Source organism: Micromonospora sp. NPDC049662 (assembly GCF_040675055.1).
Taxonomy (GTDB): Bacteria; Actinomycetota; Actinomycetes; order Mycobacteriales; family Micromonosporaceae; genus Micromonospora.
Genome location: NZ_JBFAOC010000007.1, coordinates 180,333 through 196,268, shown reverse-complemented (window position 1 = coordinate 196,268; position 15,936 = coordinate 180,333). Strand labels below are relative to the sequence as shown.

Here is a 15,936-nt window from a genome sequence, read left to right as displayed (position 1 = left end):
GCCTCGAGACGGCCGCGGGAGTCCCTCCCACGGCCGTCTCGGTGCATGGGTGTCCCGGCGGGTTCGTGAACATCGGCCCGGTGTGACGGTCGGCGCGGCGCGAGGCGGGCCGCTACCCTCGGCGTGATGAGCCGAGCCGCCAGCCCCGCGCGGGCTCCGCTGTGGCGGGACCGTGCCTTCGGCACGTACTGGATCGCGCAGTCGCTCTCCGCGGCCGGCGACGCGTTCGCCTACCTCGCGGTACCGCTGCTGGTGTTGCAGGCGACCGGATCGGTGGCCCAGATGGGCCTGCTCACCGCCGTCGCGGGCGCGGCGTCCGTGGCCGCCGGCATCTTCGGCGGGGTGCTGGTCGACCGGTACGACCGGCGTCGGCTGATGATCGTCGCGGACCTGGTCCGGCTGGTCCTCTACGGTCTCGTGCCGCTGGTCTGGCTCGCTGGCCCGCGCGTCTGGCTGCTCTTCGTCGTGCTGCCGGTCTGCGAGGCGGCCGGCATGCTGTTCCAGGTCGCCGCGGTGACCGCCGTCCGCAACCTCGTCGACGCCGACCGGATCACCGAGGCCAACGGCCGGCTCCAGGCGACGTTCGCGGCGACCGCCGTCCTCGGGCCGCTGCTCGCCGGTGTGGTGTCGGCCCGCTTCGGCCCGGCGGTCGCCATCGCCGTCAACGCCGCCAGCTTCGCCCTCTCGGCCGTTGGCCTGCGGCTGATCCGGTTGCGCACCGCCCAGCCCGCCGACACCGCGCCGATGGCCCGGGAACGCCCGCTGGTCGAGTTCCTGGCCGGCGCGCGGTTCCTGTGGCGCCAGCCCGTGCTCCGCGCGCTGACCGTCCTGCTGTCGGTGTTCATCTTCCTCACCTACGGCTTCACCGACGTGCTGATCTACCACGTGACCCACGACCTCGGCGGCACCGAGGGGACGGTCGGCACCGTACTCGGCCTGGCGGCCCTGGGCACGGTCGCCGGGGCGCTGCTGGTGGCTCCGCTGCGCCGGCGACGCGGATTCGGCGCCACCTGGATCGGCGCGCACGCGATCTGCGGGTTCGCGGTGGCGGGCGTCGGCGTCGCGACGACCGTGCCGACGGTCACCGCCCTGACCGCCGTCTACCTGTGCTGTCTCAGCGTCGGCGGAATCTGCTCGATGTCACTGCGCCAGGAGATCACTCCCGACCATCTGCTCGGTCGGGTCACCTCGGCGTTCTGGAGCACGCACTACGCCCTCGGCCCGGCCGGCGCGGTGATTCTGACGTGGACGGCCAGCCGGTACGGCGTACCGGCGGTGGCGCTCGTCGCCGGAGCGGGTTGCCTGCTGGTGGCGGTCGGCGGGCTGTTCACCCCGGTCCGCCGCGCGGGCGCCGAACCGGCGTCCACCGCACCGGGACTCGGGCCGGCGCCGGCCGTCGGCACGACCGGCGGCTGAGGCACCGCACGGCGGGGGACTCAGAACTCCCGGTACATGACGTGCAGGCCGACCCGCCCGAGGGTTCGGTGGCGGAACGCGCCCGGCACCGTGCCGACCACCTCGAAGCCCTCCCGCAGGTACAGCTCGACCGCCGTCCGGTTCGTCTCCACCACGGCGTTGAACTGCATCCCGGCGTACCCCGCGAGGCGGGCCCAGGTCAGAGCGTCGCGGCACAGCGCGGTGCCCACGCCCCGGCCCCGGGCGTCGGCGGCCACCAGGAAGCTGGCGGTGCTGACGTGCGCGCCCGGTCCGGGACGGTTGGCCCCCATCTTCGCGCTGCCCAGCACCCGATCACCGTCGGTCGCGACGACGGTCCGTCCGGGCGCGGCCTCCACCCAGAGGGCGTACGCCTCCTGCGCGGTCATCCCCGGGTCGTAGGCGAAGGTCTCCTGTGCCCGGATCACGTCCTCGATGATCGGCCACACCTGCGACCAGTCCTGGTCGGTGAACGTACGGATCAACACGGGCGCAGGCTACGCAGGACGCGCCGGCGGGGACAACGGGTTTTGCGGGCCCGTCAGGAGGCGGCGTCGGCGCGCCGGGCGCGCGGCATCGTCGTGGCGCGTGCTCGACCCGGCGTCGGCCCGGCGGTGTCCCGGCGGACCAGTTCGGCGGGCAGCACCTCGACCCGGGGGGTCGGCGCCGCCGCGCCGAGCACCAGCGACATGGCCCGGACCCCCATGTCGACGAGGGGGAGCCGCACCGTGGTCAACGCGGGTGTGACGTCGCGGGCGATCGGCATGTCGTCGAAGCCGACGACGGAGATCCGTCCCGGTACGGCGAGCGAGCGGGCCCGCAGGGTGGCGAGGGCGCCGATGGCCATCGAGTCGTTGAGCGCCACGATGGCGGTCAGCTCCGGATCGGAGTCGAGCAGCCGGGCGGTGGCCTCCGCGCCGCCGTCCCGGTCAAACTCGGCGTACCGGATGCGCCGCTCGGGCAGGTCGAGGCCGTGCTCGGCCAGGGCCTGCCGGAGCCCGGCCAGCCGGTCGGTGGTGGTGGTGAGGATGCGCGGGCCGGCGACCACGCCGATCGCCCGGTGGCCCAGCGCGCAGAGTTCGCGGCCGGCGAGGTGACCGCCGGCCTGGTTGTCCGGCATGACGGCGTCGCCGGAGTGCTCGTGGCGGCCGATGACCGCGACCCGCCCGCCGGTCGCCTCGTACGCGGCGAGCTTCTCGTTGAGCTGTCGGGTGAAGGCCTCGTCGTGGTAGCCGGACCCGGCCAGGATCAGCGCAGCCACCTGGTGGCCGCGCAGCAGCTCCACGTACTCCAGCTCGCGGTCCGGGTCGCGGTAGCTGTTGCAGATCATCAGCAGCCGGCCCTGGTCGGTGGCGACGCGTTGCAGGCCGCGGGTGATCTCGGCGAAGTACGGGTCGGAGACGTCGTGCACGATCACGCCGACCGCGCTGCGGTGCGAGCGGGCCAGCAGTTGGGCGTGCGCGTTCGGCACGTACTGCAACTCGGCGACGGCCGCGAGCACCCGTTCGCGCAGCTCGTCGGTGACCGGTTTGCTGCTGCCGTTGATGACGCGCGAGGCCGTGGCGGGTGAGACGCCCGCGCGCCGCGCCACGTCGGACAAGGTCGCCATGGCCCGCCCCCTCGGTCTGTTGACGGCGTTTCGCCGCGCCGGCTAGCGTCACCGTACCGCAGAGAAAGCCCTTTCCCGCAGGGAGGCCCGGCCATGTCGGAACGCTTCGCGGCACTGCCCGGCGGCATCGGAGTGTCCCGGCTGCGCGTCTACGACACGGCGGCGCCGGACGGCGTGGTCGGCGGCACCCCGCACGTGCACCTGTGCTGCACCGAGGGGTACGTGGTGACCGGCGGCGAGGGCGCGGTGCAGACCCTCGGCGGCGAGGGCTTCCGGGAGACCCCGCTGCGGGCGGGCACGGTGGTGTGGTTCGAACCGGGCACCGTGCACCGCCTGGTGAACGGCGGTGATCTGTCCATCGTGGTGCTCATGCAGAACAGCGGCCTGCCCGAGGCCGGCGACGCGGTCCTGACCTTCCCGCCCGAGGTGCTGGCCGACCCCGAGGCGTACGCCGAGGCCGCGGCGCTGCCGGACGGGGGAGCGCCGGAGGCGGACGTGCGGGGCGCGTACCGTCGGCGGGATCTGGCGGTGGCCGGCTTCGCGGCGCTGCGGTCCGGTGGGCCGACGGCGCTGGCCGCCTTTTACGCGGCGGCGGCGGCGCTGCGCCGGCCGCTGCTGGCGGCCTGGCGGCAGCGGTGGGCGGACGGCGCGGGTGCGGCCGCCGCCGGCACCGGCGCCCAGTTGGACGCCCTGGAGCGGGGCGAGTGGCGTTATCTGGGCGGGGCCGGCGTGTACGCGGTGGACGCGCCCGTCGAGCGTGGCCGGTTGGGGATGTGCGGCCTGCTCGACACCTATCCGGCTGCCGGCTGACGCCGCCGGTGCCGCGCGGTCCAGTTCGGACCGCGAGGGCGATGATCCACTCGGTTTCAGGGCAGTCGCGGTGTCCGAGAGGGAGGGAAGGCCCGGTTTCCAGCAAGCCGAGTCGACCGTGGGCGACGCCTTCACCGGGCGGCCCGACGGGCGTCGAATAGATCGAGGAAAGGCCTTGCCTGCGGTCTGGACGCCGCCTACGCTCCCAGGAAAGCGTTTGCCTGACCCGCCGACCGACCCGGCCCCCGGGTGCCGCGCCGGGCCCCGAGGAGGTTCGCGTGACCGAGAACTCTTTGGACACGGCAGGCCGGCGCGCCGCCGCCGACCAGGCGACTGGTGGGCGGGAAACGGATTCAGCCGCCCCGGCGGACTCCTCGCCCGGATCGGCCGACGCTCGCGTCGGGAGCGGGCTCGGATCCGGAGCGGCCGGTCCGTCGCCGGACGATGATGACCGGTCACCCCGACGCACGCTCGGCCGTCGCGCGGCGGCGGTCGCCGACTCGCTCTGGCGGCCGGCGCTCGTGCTGGCGGCCTTTGTCCTCGCCTGGTGGTTCGTCGCCGCCCGGGAGTACGTGCCGAACTACCTCGTGCCCACCCCCGGTCAGGTCTGGACCACGATGACCGACCAGTGGTCCGAGTTGGCCCGGCACACCCTGGTCACCCTCTACGAGACCGTGCTCGGCTTCGTCCTGGCCGCCGCGCTGGGGCTGGCCACCGCGGTCGCCATCGCCTACTCGCGCACCCTGGACAAGGCGCTCTATCCGATCGTCCTGTTCGCACAGGTCATCCCGAAGATCGCCATCGCGCCGCTGCTGGTCGTCTGGTTCGGTCTCGGCCTCACTCCGAAGATCATCCTGGCGGTGCTCATCGCGTTCTTCCCGGTGGTCATCTCCGGCGTCGCCGGCCTGCGCTCGACCGACCCGGAACTGCTCGACCTCTCCGCCACGATGGGCGCCGGGCCCTGGCGGACCTTCCGCAAGATCCGCTTCCCGAACGCGTTGCCGCACCTCATGGCCGGCCTGAAGGTGGCGGTCACCCTCGCGGTGGTCGGCGCCGTGGTCGGCGAGTTCGTCGGCGCCAGCGAGGGGCTCGGCTACGTCCTGTTGCTGGCCAACGGCAACCTCGACGCCCCGCTGCTGTTCGCCGACCTGATCCTGATGTCCGCCATCGGCATCGTCCTGTTCGTTCTGGTCGAGATCGCCGAGGCGTTGCTCATCCCGTGGCACGCCAGCCGTCGCGCCGGCGTGTCCCTCACCACCTCCTGACCGACCCCATCACGGAGGCACCGATGAAGCGCACCGCCACCACCATCCTGGCCACCGCCGCCCTGTTGCTCGCCGCCGCCGGCTGCGGCGGCTCGGACTCCGCCGGCAGGACCGGCGCCGACGGCAGGAAACAGGTCACCCTCACCCTCAACTGGGTGCCGTACGGCGAGCACGCGCCCTTCTACTACGGTCTGCAGCAGGGCTACTACTCCGCCGAGGGCATCGACCTGAAGGTCCTGCCCGGCAACGGCTCCGGCAACACCGTCAAGCAGGTCGCCCAGAAACAGACCGACTTCGGCTGGGCCGACAGTCCCGTCCTGCTCAAGTCGGTGGCCAGCGGGATGCCGGTGCGCAGCCTCGGCGCATACCTGGAGAAGGGCCCGTCCTCGGTGGAGTTCTTCACCGAGAAGAACATCAGGACACCGGCCGACCTCAAGGGCAAGACCGTCGGCGGCACACCCGGCGACGCCCTCTACGCGACCTTCCCGGCCTGGTTGGAGAAGAACGGCCTGAAGAAGGACGACGTCAAGGTCGTCAACGTGGACGCCGCCGGCAAGATCGCCGCCCTGGCCGAGGGCAGGGTCGACGCCATCATGGGCTTCTTCCACGACCAGGCGCCCACCATCGAGAGCAAGACCGGCAAGAAGGTCGACGTGCTGCTCTTCGCCGACTACGGGATGAACCTGCTCGGCACCGGACTGATCGCCAACACCCAGACCCTGCAGAAGGACCCGGAGCTGGCCCGCAGGTTCGTCCGGGCCACCCAGAAGTCCTGGGCCGACGCGGCGCGCGACCCGGCCGGCGCGGTGAGCGCCATGGTCGCGCTCGCCGAGAACGAGCCGGCCCCCGAGGTGCTCACCAAGCAGCTCACCCTCAACCTGCCGCTGCTCGGCGGCGACGGTCCGGCCGGGGTGAACACCGAAGCCCAGTGGTCCGAGACCATCGACCTGATGGCCCGCTACGCGGAGCTGAAGGATCCGGGCGCGCCGGACGCGTACTGGGACTCGTCGTACGCGGCCAAGGGCTGACGAGGTGAGCGCCGCGCCGGCGACCACCGGCACCGCCATCGGGATGTCCGGGGTGACCGTCCGGTTCACCACCCGACGTTCGCGGACCACCGCGCTCGACGACGTGTCCCTGCACATCGAGCCGGGCGAGTTCGTCACCATCGTCGGCCCGTCCGGCTGCGGCAAGTCCACCCTGCTGAAGATCGTCGCCGGACTGGTGAAGCCCACCAGCGGCGAGGTCTCGCTGTTGCGACAACCGGTGCGCGGCCCGCAGCAGGAGATCGGCTTCGTCTTCCAGAAGGCCGCGCTGCTCCAGTGGCGTGGCGCGCGGGCCAACATCCTGCTGCAGGCCGAGATGCGCGGGATGGACCGGGCGCGGGCGGCCCGTCGGGCGGACGAGCTGATCGAGATGACCGGGCTGACCGGCTTCGAGAAGGCGCTGCCGCACGAGCTGTCCGGCGGTATGCAGCAGCGGGTGGCGCTCTGCCGGGCGCTGCTGCACGCCCCACCGGTGCTGCTCATGGACGAGCCGTTCGGCGCCCTGGACGCGCTGACCCGCGAGCAGATGAACGCCGAGCTGCACCGCATCTGGCGGGAGACCGGCAGCACGGTGGTGCTGGTCACCCACTCCATCGCCGAGGCGGTCTTCCTCGGCACCCGGGTCGTGGTGATGAGCGCCCGGCCCGGCCGGATCATCCGCGCCTTCGACGTCGAGCTGCCCGCGCACCGCGACTACGCGCAGGTGATGTCGGACTCCCGCTTCGACCGGCTCGCCACCGAACTGCGCGGACTGCTCGGCAGCGCGGCCGCCAACCACTGAACGACCAGCACGACGAAGGGGACCACCATGACCCGCAGGTCGATCGGCATCATCGTCAACGGCGTGACCGGACGGATGGGCTACCGCCAGCACCTCGTCCGGTCCCTGCTGGCCATCCGCGAGTCCGGCGGCGTGACGTTGGCCGACGGCACGACCATCTGGCCGGAACCGGTCCTGGTGGGGCGCAACGAGACCAAGCTCCGCGAGCTCGCCGGGCGGCACGGCCTCACCGACTGGACCACCGACCTGACCGCCGCGCTGGCCCGCGACGACGTCGAGATCTACTTCGACGCCCTGGTCACCCAGCAGCGGGAGAAGGCGATCCGCCAGGCGATCGAGGCCGGCATGCACATCTACACGGAGAAGCCGCTCGCCGAGGACACCGCCGCCGCACTCGACCTGGCCCGCGCCGCCGACGCGGCCGGTGTCCGCACCGGCGTCGTGCAGGACAAGCTGTTCCTGCCCGGCCTGCGCAAACTCAAGCGGCTCGTCGACGGCGGCTTCTTCGGTCGGATCCTCTCGGTGCGCGGCGAGTTCGGCTACTGGGTCTTCGAGGGCGACTGGCAGCCGGCCCAGCGTCCCTCGTGGAACTACCGCGCCGAGGCCGGCGGCGGCATCACCTCGGACATGTTCCCGCACTGGCACTACGTGCTCCAGGAGCTGTTCGGCCGGGTCACCGCGGTCACCTGTGTGACCGCCACCCACGTGCCCGAGCGGTTCGACGAGGAGGGCCGCGCCTACGCCGCCACCGCTGACGACGCCGCGTACGCCATCTTCGAACTCGACGGCGGCGTGATCGCGCAGATCAACTCGTCGTGGGGTGTGCGGGTGTACCGCGACGAGCTGGTGGAGTTCCAGGTCGACGGCACCGAGGGCAGCGCCGTCGCCGGGCTGCGCCGCTGCCGGGCGCAGCACCGAGCGGTCACCCCGAAACCGGTGTGGAACCCGGACCTGCCGGTCACCGAGGACTTCCGCGCGCAGTGGACCGAGGTGCCCGACAACGAGGAGTTCGACAACGGCTTCAAGATGCAGTGGGAGGCATTCCTGCGGCACGTCGTGGCCGGCGAGCCGTTCCCGTGGGACTTCCTGGCCGGCGCGCGCGGCGTGCAGCTTGCCGAGCTGGGGCTCCGCGCGGCCCGCGAGGGCGTCCGCGTCGAGGTTCCGGAGCTGCACCCGTGAGCGCCGTCGAAGTGGCGCTGCCGGGCGGGCGGCGACACCGGCTCACCGGGGCCGACGGATTCACCCGCCCGGCCGCACCGGCGACCAGCCGGATCGCGTACGCCGCCGCGCACGTGGTCGCCGATCCGGGCGCGGAGAACGTACCGGGCGCCCCGGCGACGGTGGACTGGGACGCCACCCTCGCATTCCGGCGGCACCTGTGGTCGTACGGGCTGGGTGTCGCCGAGGCGATGGACACCGCCCAGCGGGGAATGGGGCTGGACTATCCGGCGACCCGGGAGCTGGTCCGACGCAGTGCCGCCGAGGCCCGTGCCGTGGGCGGGCGGATCGTCGCCGGTGTCGGCACCGACCAGCTCCCGGCCGGCCCGGCCAGCCTGGCCGGGGTCACCGCCGCGTACCGCGAGCAGCTCGACGACGTCCGCGCCGCCGGCGCGCGGCCGGTGCTGATGTGCAGCCGGCACCTGGCCGCCACCGCCCGCGACGCCGAGGACTACCTCCGGGTGTACGACGAGCTGCTGACCGCCGCCGGCGAGCCGGTGGTGCTGCACTGGCTGGGCCCGATGTTCGACCCGGCGCTGACCGGCTACTGGGGGTCCGTCGACCTGGACCTGGCCGCCGACACGGTGGTCGAGCTGGTCAAGGCCCACCAGTCGACGGTGGACGGCATCAAGGTGTCGCTGCTCGACGCCGACCGGGAGGTGGCGTTACGGCGTCGACTGCCGGCTGGGGTGCGCCTCTACACCGGCGACGACTTCCACTACCCGGAGCTGATCCGGGGCGACGAGGTGGGCCACTCCGACGCGCTGCTCGGCGTGTTCGCGGCCATCGCGCCGGCCGCCGCCGCCGCGCTGGATGCTCTCGACCGGGGCGACCTGACGTCGTACGACGAGATCTTCGCTCCGACCGTGCCGCTGGCCCGGCACCTGTTCGCGGCGCCGACCTGGCACTACAAGACGGGCATCGTGTTCCTGGCGTGGCTGGCCGGGCACCAGGACCACCTCACGATGGTCGGCGGCGCGCAGTCCGGCCGGTCCCCGGCGCACCTGGCGACCCTGCTCACCCTCGCCGACGCCGCCGGGTTGCTGCCCGACGCGGAGCTGGCCGCCGCCCGCGCGCGGGCGTTCTTCACCGTCGCGGGGGTTGTCCAGTGAGTCTCGCGCGGTTCTCGTTCAACCAGGCCACCGCGCAGCGCTGGGCGCTGCCCGACGTGGTCGCCGGCTGTGTGGCGGCCGGTGTGCCGGGCATCGGACTGTGGCGGGAGCCGGTGGCCGAGTACGGGTTGGCCCGCGCGGCGAAGCTGGTCCGCGACGCGGGCCTCACCGTCACGTCGCTGTGCCGGGGCGGATTCTTCACCGCCGACGACTGGCGTGCGCAGAACCTGCGGGCCATCGAGGAGGCCGCCGCGTTGGGCGCACCCGAGCTGGTGCTCGTCTCCGGCGGACTGCCGGCGGGCAGTCGCGACGTCGACGGTGCCCGCCGTCGGGTCGCCGACGCGATCGGCGAGCTGGCGCCGCACGCGGCGGCGGCCGGCGTACGGCTGGCGATCGAACCGCTGCACCCGATGTTCGCCGCCGACCGCTGCGTGATCGCCACCCTCGGTCAGGCGCTCGACATCGCCGAGCGGTTCGATGCGGAGGTGGTCGGGGTGGTGATCGACGCGTACCACGTGTGGTGGGACGACACCGTGTACGCGCAGATCGTCCGGGCCGGCGCGCGGATCGCCGCGTTCCAGGTCTGCGACTGGGTGACACCGCTGCCGGAGGGGGTGCTGCTCGGCCGGGCGTTGCCCGGCGACGGGTGCATCGAGCTGCGGCGGCTGCGCGAGGCGGTGGACGCGGCCGGCTACCGCGGTCCGATCGAGGTGGAGGTCTTCTCCGCCGAGGTCTGGGCGCGGCCGGGCGCGCAGGTGCTGGACGCGGCGATCGCCGGCTATCTGCGCCACGTCGTCTGACCGGCGCGGGGCGCAGGGGTACGCCGACCGGCGGTAGGGTCGTCGGCGTGGATCTGGAGAAGACCGCAGCCCTGCTCGGGGTGCCCGTCGAGGCTGTCGAGCGGGTGCACCGGCTGGCCGGCGACCGGCCCTCGGCCCCGCTGCCCGCCAAGGCCGACGCGCCGGCGATCCTCGACCGGCTCGCGGTGCCGCCGGACGACGCCGTCGAGATCATGGCGGGGTGGCCGGAACGCGACTCACCACTGTGGACGCCGGAGCTGCGCTGGCTGCTCGACCGTTCGATCGCGCTGGTCCGCGCGGATCTCGGCGGGTACGGCTGGCTGCCACCCGGGCCGGAGCTGCCGCTCGACCGTGGCCCCGCCTGGCGGCATCTCTACGTGTACGCGTACCTCGCGCTGGTCGAGATCGTGCGGGGCTACCACCGCGACCACGGCGTTCCCGACGCCGTCTCCTGGGCGACGCTCGCCGACCTGGGTCGTAACCTCGCCGTCGACCGGCGGATGCGCGGCGAGGGCTGGCCGGTCATGCAGAGCTGGTTGACGCTGCACGTGCGCGGCGCCGTCTACGAGTTGGGCCGGTTGCAGCACCATCGCGGCGACGGCGCCATCGGCCTGCACATCCCCGACGCGGGGCCGCTGACCCCGGAGGCGGTCTCGGCGTCGCTCGACGAGGCCCGGGTCTTCTTCCCGCGTCACTTCCCCGACGAGCACTACACGGCGTTCTCCTGCGGCTCGTGGCTGCTCGACCCCCAGTTGCGGGAGTACCTGCCCGACGACTCGAACATCATCCGGTTCCAGCGACGGTTCGAGCTGGAGTCCTACGAGGAGCCGGAGGGCTTGGACGCGGACGTCGAGGTGCTGCGATTCGTCTTCCGGACGCTGACCACACCGCTGGACGAGTTGCCGCGCCGCACCGCCCTGCAACGGGCGATCGTCGACCACCTGTCGGCTGGCCGGCACTGGCAGTGGCGTCAGGGCCGCTTCCCGATCGACGCGACGCATCGGCCGTACCTACCCTGATCCGGTGCTAGCCGCCGAAGCCCCGAAGATCACGGACTGGATGCAGGCGTGGGGGAGCCTGGCCGGGTTGGTCATGTCGACCTTCGCCGTCGTCTTCACCGGTCTGCTGTTCCGTCACGAGACCCGGGTCCGTCGGGACGAGCAGGAGAGCCGCGAGGCGGCGCAGGCGCGCCTGGTCATCCCGGTACTGACCCGCGATGACGATGAGAGCGACGGCGTCGTGGTCCGGCGCGACCCGACCGAGGCGACGGTGACCCTCGTCAACCACAGCGCCGCGCCCATCTTCGATGTCCATGTCGACGTCGCCTGGCAGGAGTCGTTCCGCTGGCCCGGACGTCGCCGAGAGATGCAGGGCACCGTGATCGCGAACGGGGGCAGACGCTTCGCCGTGGTGGAGAAGTCCGAGGCGGTGCGCTTCGAGTTGACCGGCACTGCCGCGTACCTGGGGCAGGCGAGGATCCGCTTCACCGACGCGGCCGGGCTGGTGTGGCAGCGAACGGGTCTGGGGTCGCCGGTCCGCTACACCCCGCCGGAGAGCACTCTGGGCAGGGCGTTCCGGTTGCTGCCCTGGGTGCTCCTGGTGATCTACGTGGTGCTTCCCGCGATCGTCATAGCCGCCGTCTTCGCCGTGGTGCGGCTCTGGCCGTAGCCGGTGATTGTCCCGCAGCCGCGCCGAAAAAACATGATCTAGGCACGGGTGAAACATCATGATCTTATCTGCATCATGATCCGTAACACCGCTCGAATCCTCGATTAACCGTCGAGGGCTTAGGTGGGGGAGCGCTCCCATGCGGGTCGCGGTCACTGAAGAAGCTCCACACAGGAGCAATCGAAGGGAGTCTCGTGTCCACACGCACGAGCGGGAAAAATCTGCGAAGACTGGCGATACCGACGCTGGTCGCAGCGATGCTCGCCGGCACAACCGGCGTCGCGGGATCAGCGTCGGCAGCGCCGGGCGACCGGTCGGCCAGCGGCGGCGCCGGCTACTTCACCAAGGGATCGGACCGGCGCACCACGCTGACCGACGGCGCCGATCGTCGCGCCGACGCCGACGGGACCAGCCCGAAGACCGCCGTGGACGCCAACGGCTCGGGTGTCTACGTCGTCGAGCTGGCCGAGGCGCCGCTGACCACGTACGTCGGTGGGACGTCCGGGCTCGCGCGGACCCGCCCCACGCCGGGCGCCCGACTGGACGTGACGTCGGCGCCGTCGCAGGCGTACCGCCGGCACCTCGACGCGCAGCGATCCGCCGTCGCGGGCGCGGCCGGCGTCCAGGTCAAGGCCGCCTACACCGCCGCCTTCAACGGGTTCTCGGCGACGCTGACCGCCAAGCAGGCGACCGCGCTGCGGGCCGACAAGCGCGTCCGCGCCGTCACCGCCGCGCGGGCGCTGGGCACCCGATCGGCGATGCCGCTCGCGGCCGCCCCGAGCGCCCCCGCCGCCGGTACGCCGACCTCCTCCGCGGCCGCCGCGTCCACGACGGACGCCGCCGCGAAGCCGGTCAAGCCGGCCAAGCCGGTCAAGCCCGGCCCGGCCACCGGAGCGGGCATGGTCGTCGGCGTCCTGGACACCGGCATCTGGCCGGAGAGCGCGTCGTTCGCCAAGAAGATGCCGGCGCCCAAGACCTGGCACGGCACCTGCCAGACCGGCGTGGCCTTCGTGGCCGAGCACTGCAACGGCAAGATCGTCGGTGCCCGGTACTTCGCCGACACCTGGCTCGCCGGCGGTGGCTCCGTACCCGAGGGTGAGTTCCTGTCGCCCCGCGACGCGGCCGGGCACGGCACCCACACCGCGTCCACGGCCGCCGGTCTGCCGGTGCGGGACGTCACCATCGACGGCCGCTCCTTCGGCGCCGTCTCCGGTGTCGCGCCGGACGCCCAGATCGCTGTCTACAAGGTGCTCTGGGGCGGGATGGGCTACGACGCCGACATCATCGCCGGCATCGACGCGGCCGTCTCCGACGGTGTGCAGGTCCTGAACTTCTCCATCGGCAGCGACCTCGGCGACTGGGAGGCCAACACCCCCATCGGTGTCGCCTTCCTCAACGCCACGCTGTCCGGCGTCTTCGTGGCGGCGTCGGCGGGCAACACCGGCATCGTGAGCGGGGCCATCAGCAACGCGGCGCCCTGGGTCACCACGGTGGGCGCGGCGGTGACCAACGCCAACGAGGCGACGGTCAAGCTGGGCGACGGCACCAAGCTGGTCGGCGGCTCACTGGACGCCCTGCCCGGCGATGCCTCGCGGCCGATGGTCTTCGGCGACCAGGCCGGCTCACTGGAGCAGGGTTCGGCGTACTGCGAACCCGGCAGCCTGGACGCGGCCAAGATCAAGGGCAAGGTGGTCGCCTGCGCGCTGTCGTCCCCCTTCTACTCCGCGCTGGAGGTGAAGGAGAAGGGCGGGGTCGGGATGGTCGTGTTCGTTCCGGAAGGCAACTACCGGGTCAACTCCGTCTACAACTTCCCGGTGGTCTACCTGAACACCGAGAAGCAGGCCGGCACGCTGTTCAACTACCTGATGCGCCACCCCACCGACGCCAGGGTGTCGCTGCGCAACGGTGGCGACGGCTCCAGCGTCCCGGGGATCCCGAGCGTGGCGGACTTCTCCTCCACCGGCCCGGACAAGGTGACCCTCGGCGTCTTCAAGCCGGACCTGGTCGCGCCGGGGACGGACATCATCGCCGCGGTCTCACCGGCGGGTAACTTCGGTCGGGACTACGACGCGTACTCCGGAACCTCGATGGCCTCGCCGTACGTGGCCGGCGCGGCGGCGATCCTGCGCGCCACGCACCCGACCTGGTCGCCGGGGACCGTCGCCTCGGCCCTGCGGACCACCGCCACCGACACCCGGGGCACCAGCAACCCGCTGGACCAGGGCAGCGGTTTCATCAACCTGACCGGAGCCAAGGACCCGGGCCTGGTCATCGAGCCGACCGCGGCCGACCTGGTCGAGTTCAGCGAGACGGCCCAGCCCGACGGCAAGGAACTCAACCTGCCGGCCATCTCGCTGCGCGAGTACGACGGCACCCACCCGGTGACCATCAAGCGCACCCTGACCAACGTGGGTACGACGCGGGAGACCTACCGGTCGTCGGTGTCCGGCCTGCCCGGCATGACGGTAACGGTGTCGCCCGCGTCGGTGACGCTCGCGCCCGGCAAGTCCGCGACGGTGTCCATCACGCTGCGCCGGGGCAGCGCCCCCTGGGACCGGTACGTCACCGGGTCGATCACCTGGCGCGGCAAGGTCCACAGTGCCCGCATCCCCGTCGCCGCCCGCCCGTGGGGCATCACCCCCCGGCCGTACGCTGACGACGGCGAGGAGTTCGGCCGGATGACCAGCGGCTCGTTCGGCTACGCCCAGCCGGGCTTCACCGGCCCGCTCACCGGTCGCAGCACCGGCTACACGCCGATGCGCCGGGACTCGTACTCGATGCCGGCCGGGGTGTACGGCGGCGTGTTCGACCCGAGCGCGTCCGGCGTGAAGAAGGTCGACTTCACGGTGCCGGCGAACACCGCCGGCATCATCGTCGAGGCCAACACCGAGGATCCGAACACGAACCTCGACCTGTACCTGTACAAGGGCGACAAGCTCGTCTACAGCAGTGACAGGTACTGGACCAGCGCGGAGCAGGCGTACAAGTTCCTGCCCGAGCCGGGGCGCTACACGGCCTACGTGTTCGCGCAGGTGCCCGGTGGCCCGGTCGTGGACTTCCAGTTGAGCCACGCCATCATCGGTCGCAACGCCATCTACGCGCCGGCCACGCTGACGTTGCCGTCGACGACCGAGCGCGGCATGAGCCTCAACTTCACGTTGAAGCCCAACCGGCCGCTGCCCGAGGGCGACTTCTGGGCGTACACCGAGTACCGCACCAACGGCACGGTCGTCCCCGGCAACCTCGTCTACACCCAGCAGAGCGCCTGGGAGGAGTAGCCGTACCGGAATCGTGGGGCGGCGCTGTCGTGCGCCGCCCCACTGTTCTCGCTAGCGCTGCCAGGCGTCGATCGTGCGCACGCCCTTGCGCATGGTCTGGTCCAGGATGGCGGGATTGCCGCTGCTGCCCTCCCAGCCCTGGTCGTCGAAGACCGTCACGACCCCGTCGACCCGGGCCACGGCGATCTGGCTGGACCCCTCGCCGCCGGTGCGCTCGCCGTTCAGGTTCGTGGCGGCCCAGGCGCGGGTCACGAGCAACGCCTCGTCCCCGACACCGGGCACTGCCCTGCTCTCGACCGTGACCGGGTCGTCGCCCTGGTCGAAGGAGGGGCAGGCCTTCACCGCATCGCTCAGACGGCGCAGGTAGTCCGTGGCGCCGTCGCCCGCGAAGGTGAAGATGGTCTGGTGGATCATGCCCTGCGGCGTGTTGCTGTCGGGCTCGCCGGCCTTCTTGTACGTCACCGTCATGGCCGCGCTCGCGGTGACCTGCCGGCCCCCGGTGCCGAACTCGTTGCCGCACAGCTTGGGCAGCGCCTCGGCGACCGGCGTCGAACGTCGGGGTGACTTCCGCAGCTCGGACGGTAGCTCCACGAAGGCCGACGTCGGGATGGTCGTCGGCGCGCTGGCGCTCCCGGACGGCGGGTCGGTCGGACTCGCCGGGGCCGACGTCGTCGACGCGCTCGACGGTGTCGCGTCGGATCCCTCCTCGGCAGCCGTGCAGGCGGTGCTCAGCGCGACGGTGCCCACCAACGGCAGGATCAGCCTGAGCATCCGGGGCGCTCGGACGGTCGGCGGCAGTGCGGATCGGCTCATGGTTCCCCCTCACCTCGACCTGAGCAGTTCCCCGCCAGCGGCGACCGGAAACGATCAATGCCGCCGTGGCGACCGGGGTCGAGCGGCCGCGTCGCGGGACCG

The 15,936-nt window shown here is 72.4% G+C and carries 14 protein-coding genes; 11 read left to right on the top strand and 3 right to left on the bottom strand.

Features of this window, described 5'->3' with window-relative positions; all coding sequences use genetic code 11:
• Positions 1-126: 126 nt before the first annotated feature.
• Positions 127-1,416 carry an MFS transporter gene (locus AB0J36_RS08420; RefSeq protein ID WP_357117892.1) on the top strand — a complete coding sequence of 430 codons (1,290 nt, stop codon included), beginning with the start codon at positions 127-129 and terminating at the stop codon, positions 1,414-1,416.
• A gap of 20 nt (positions 1,417-1,436) precedes the next feature.
• On the opposite strand, the gene AB0J36_RS08415 is transcribed toward AB0J36_RS08420, so the two are convergent.
• Positions 1,437-1,922, bottom strand: a complete 486-nt coding sequence (locus tag AB0J36_RS08415) for a GNAT family N-acetyltransferase (RefSeq protein ID WP_357169654.1) — start codon at positions 1,920-1,922, stop codon at positions 1,437-1,439.
• Between the two features lie 53 nt (positions 1,923-1,975).
• Positions 1,976-3,043, bottom strand: coding sequence for a LacI family DNA-binding transcriptional regulator (locus AB0J36_RS08410; RefSeq protein WP_357169657.1), 1,068 nt, complete (start codon positions 3,041-3,043; stop codon positions 1,976-1,978).
• 93 nt (positions 3,044-3,136) lie between these two features.
• Between AB0J36_RS08410 and AB0J36_RS08405 the strand changes: the two genes are divergently transcribed.
• The 10 genes from AB0J36_RS08405 (at position 3,137) to AB0J36_RS08360 (ending at position 15,021) form a co-directional block, all read left to right on the top strand.
• Complete coding sequence (locus AB0J36_RS08405; protein WP_357169660.1) at positions 3,137-3,853, top strand: cupin domain-containing protein; 717 nt, start codon at positions 3,137-3,139, stop codon at positions 3,851-3,853.
• 278 nt (positions 3,854-4,131) lie between these two features.
• On the top strand, positions 4,132-5,118 hold the full coding sequence (locus AB0J36_RS08400; protein ID WP_357169663.1) for an ABC transporter permease: 987 nt from the start codon (positions 4,132-4,134) through the stop codon (positions 5,116-5,118).
• A gap of 23 nt (positions 5,119-5,141) precedes the next feature.
• Positions 5,142-6,146, top strand: coding sequence for an ABC transporter substrate-binding protein (locus tag AB0J36_RS08395; protein WP_357169667.1), 1,005 nt, complete (start codon positions 5,142-5,144; stop codon positions 6,144-6,146).
• Between the two features lie 4 nt (positions 6,147-6,150).
• Positions 6,151-6,945 (top strand): ABC transporter ATP-binding protein, encoded by a 795-nt coding sequence (locus AB0J36_RS08390; RefSeq protein ID WP_357169670.1) that lies wholly within the window; start codon positions 6,151-6,153, stop codon positions 6,943-6,945.
• A gap of 27 nt (positions 6,946-6,972) precedes the next feature.
• Complete coding sequence (locus tag AB0J36_RS08385) at positions 6,973-8,124, top strand: Gfo/Idh/MocA family oxidoreductase (protein ID WP_357169673.1); 1,152 nt, start codon at positions 6,973-6,975, stop codon at positions 8,122-8,124.
• Positions 8,121-9,275: a dihydrodipicolinate synthase family protein gene (locus AB0J36_RS08380; RefSeq protein WP_363660337.1), complete on the top strand. Its 1,155-nt coding sequence runs from the start codon at positions 8,121-8,123 to the stop codon at positions 9,273-9,275. Before AB0J36_RS08385 ends, AB0J36_RS08380 begins: the two co-directional genes overlap by 4 nt.
• Complete coding sequence (locus AB0J36_RS08375) at positions 9,272-10,075, top strand: sugar phosphate isomerase/epimerase family protein (protein ID WP_363660336.1); 804 nt, start codon at positions 9,272-9,274, stop codon at positions 10,073-10,075. The genes AB0J36_RS08380 and AB0J36_RS08375 overlap by 4 nt, the downstream gene beginning before the upstream one ends.
• A 47-nt stretch (positions 10,076-10,122) precedes the next feature.
• Positions 10,123-11,094, top strand: coding sequence for an acyltransferase domain-containing protein (locus AB0J36_RS08370; protein ID WP_363660335.1), 972 nt, complete (start codon positions 10,123-10,125; stop codon positions 11,092-11,094).
• Positions 11,095-11,098: 4 nt separating this feature from the next.
• Positions 11,099-11,743: a hypothetical protein gene (locus AB0J36_RS08365; RefSeq protein ID WP_357117928.1), complete on the top strand. Its 645-nt coding sequence runs from the start codon at positions 11,099-11,101 to the stop codon at positions 11,741-11,743.
• A 257-nt stretch (positions 11,744-12,000) separates the two neighbouring features.
• On the top strand, positions 12,001-15,021 hold the full coding sequence (locus AB0J36_RS08360; protein ID WP_363660334.1) for a S8 family serine peptidase: 3,021 nt from the start codon (positions 12,001-12,003) through the stop codon (positions 15,019-15,021).
• 51 nt (positions 15,022-15,072) lie between these two features.
• Here the strand turns inward: AB0J36_RS08360 and AB0J36_RS08355 are convergent, their stop codons facing one another.
• Entirely contained in the window at positions 15,073-15,834 is a 762-nt protein-coding gene (locus AB0J36_RS08355) for a hypothetical protein (protein WP_363660333.1), read from the bottom strand.
• Between the last annotated feature and the right edge of the window lie 102 nt (positions 15,835-15,936).

Excerpts from the sequence above, each read along its gene's own strand:
- AB0J36_RS08410 (WP_357169657.1), bottom strand. The coding sequence starts at position 3,043 with ATGGCGACCTTGTCCGACGTGGCGCGGCGCGCGGGCGTCTCACCCGCC.
- AB0J36_RS08385 (WP_357169673.1), top strand. The coding sequence starts at position 6,973 with ATGACCCGCAGGTCGATCGGCATCATCGTCAACGGCGTGACCGGACGG.
- AB0J36_RS08405 (WP_357169660.1), top strand. The coding sequence starts at position 3,137 with ATGTCGGAACGCTTCGCGGCACTGCCCGGCGGCATCGGAGTGTCCCGG.
- AB0J36_RS08420 (WP_357117892.1), top strand. The coding sequence starts at position 127 with ATGAGCCGAGCCGCCAGCCCCGCGCGGGCTCCGCTGTGGCGGGACCGT.
- AB0J36_RS08355 (WP_363660333.1), bottom strand. The coding sequence starts at position 15,834 with ATGAGCCGATCCGCACTGCCGCCGACCGTCCGAGCGCCCCGGATGCTC.
- AB0J36_RS08360 (WP_363660334.1), top strand. The coding sequence starts at position 12,001 with ATGCTCGCCGGCACAACCGGCGTCGCGGGATCAGCGTCGGCAGCGCCG.
- AB0J36_RS08395 (WP_357169667.1), top strand. The coding sequence starts at position 5,142 with ATGAAGCGCACCGCCACCACCATCCTGGCCACCGCCGCCCTGTTGCTC.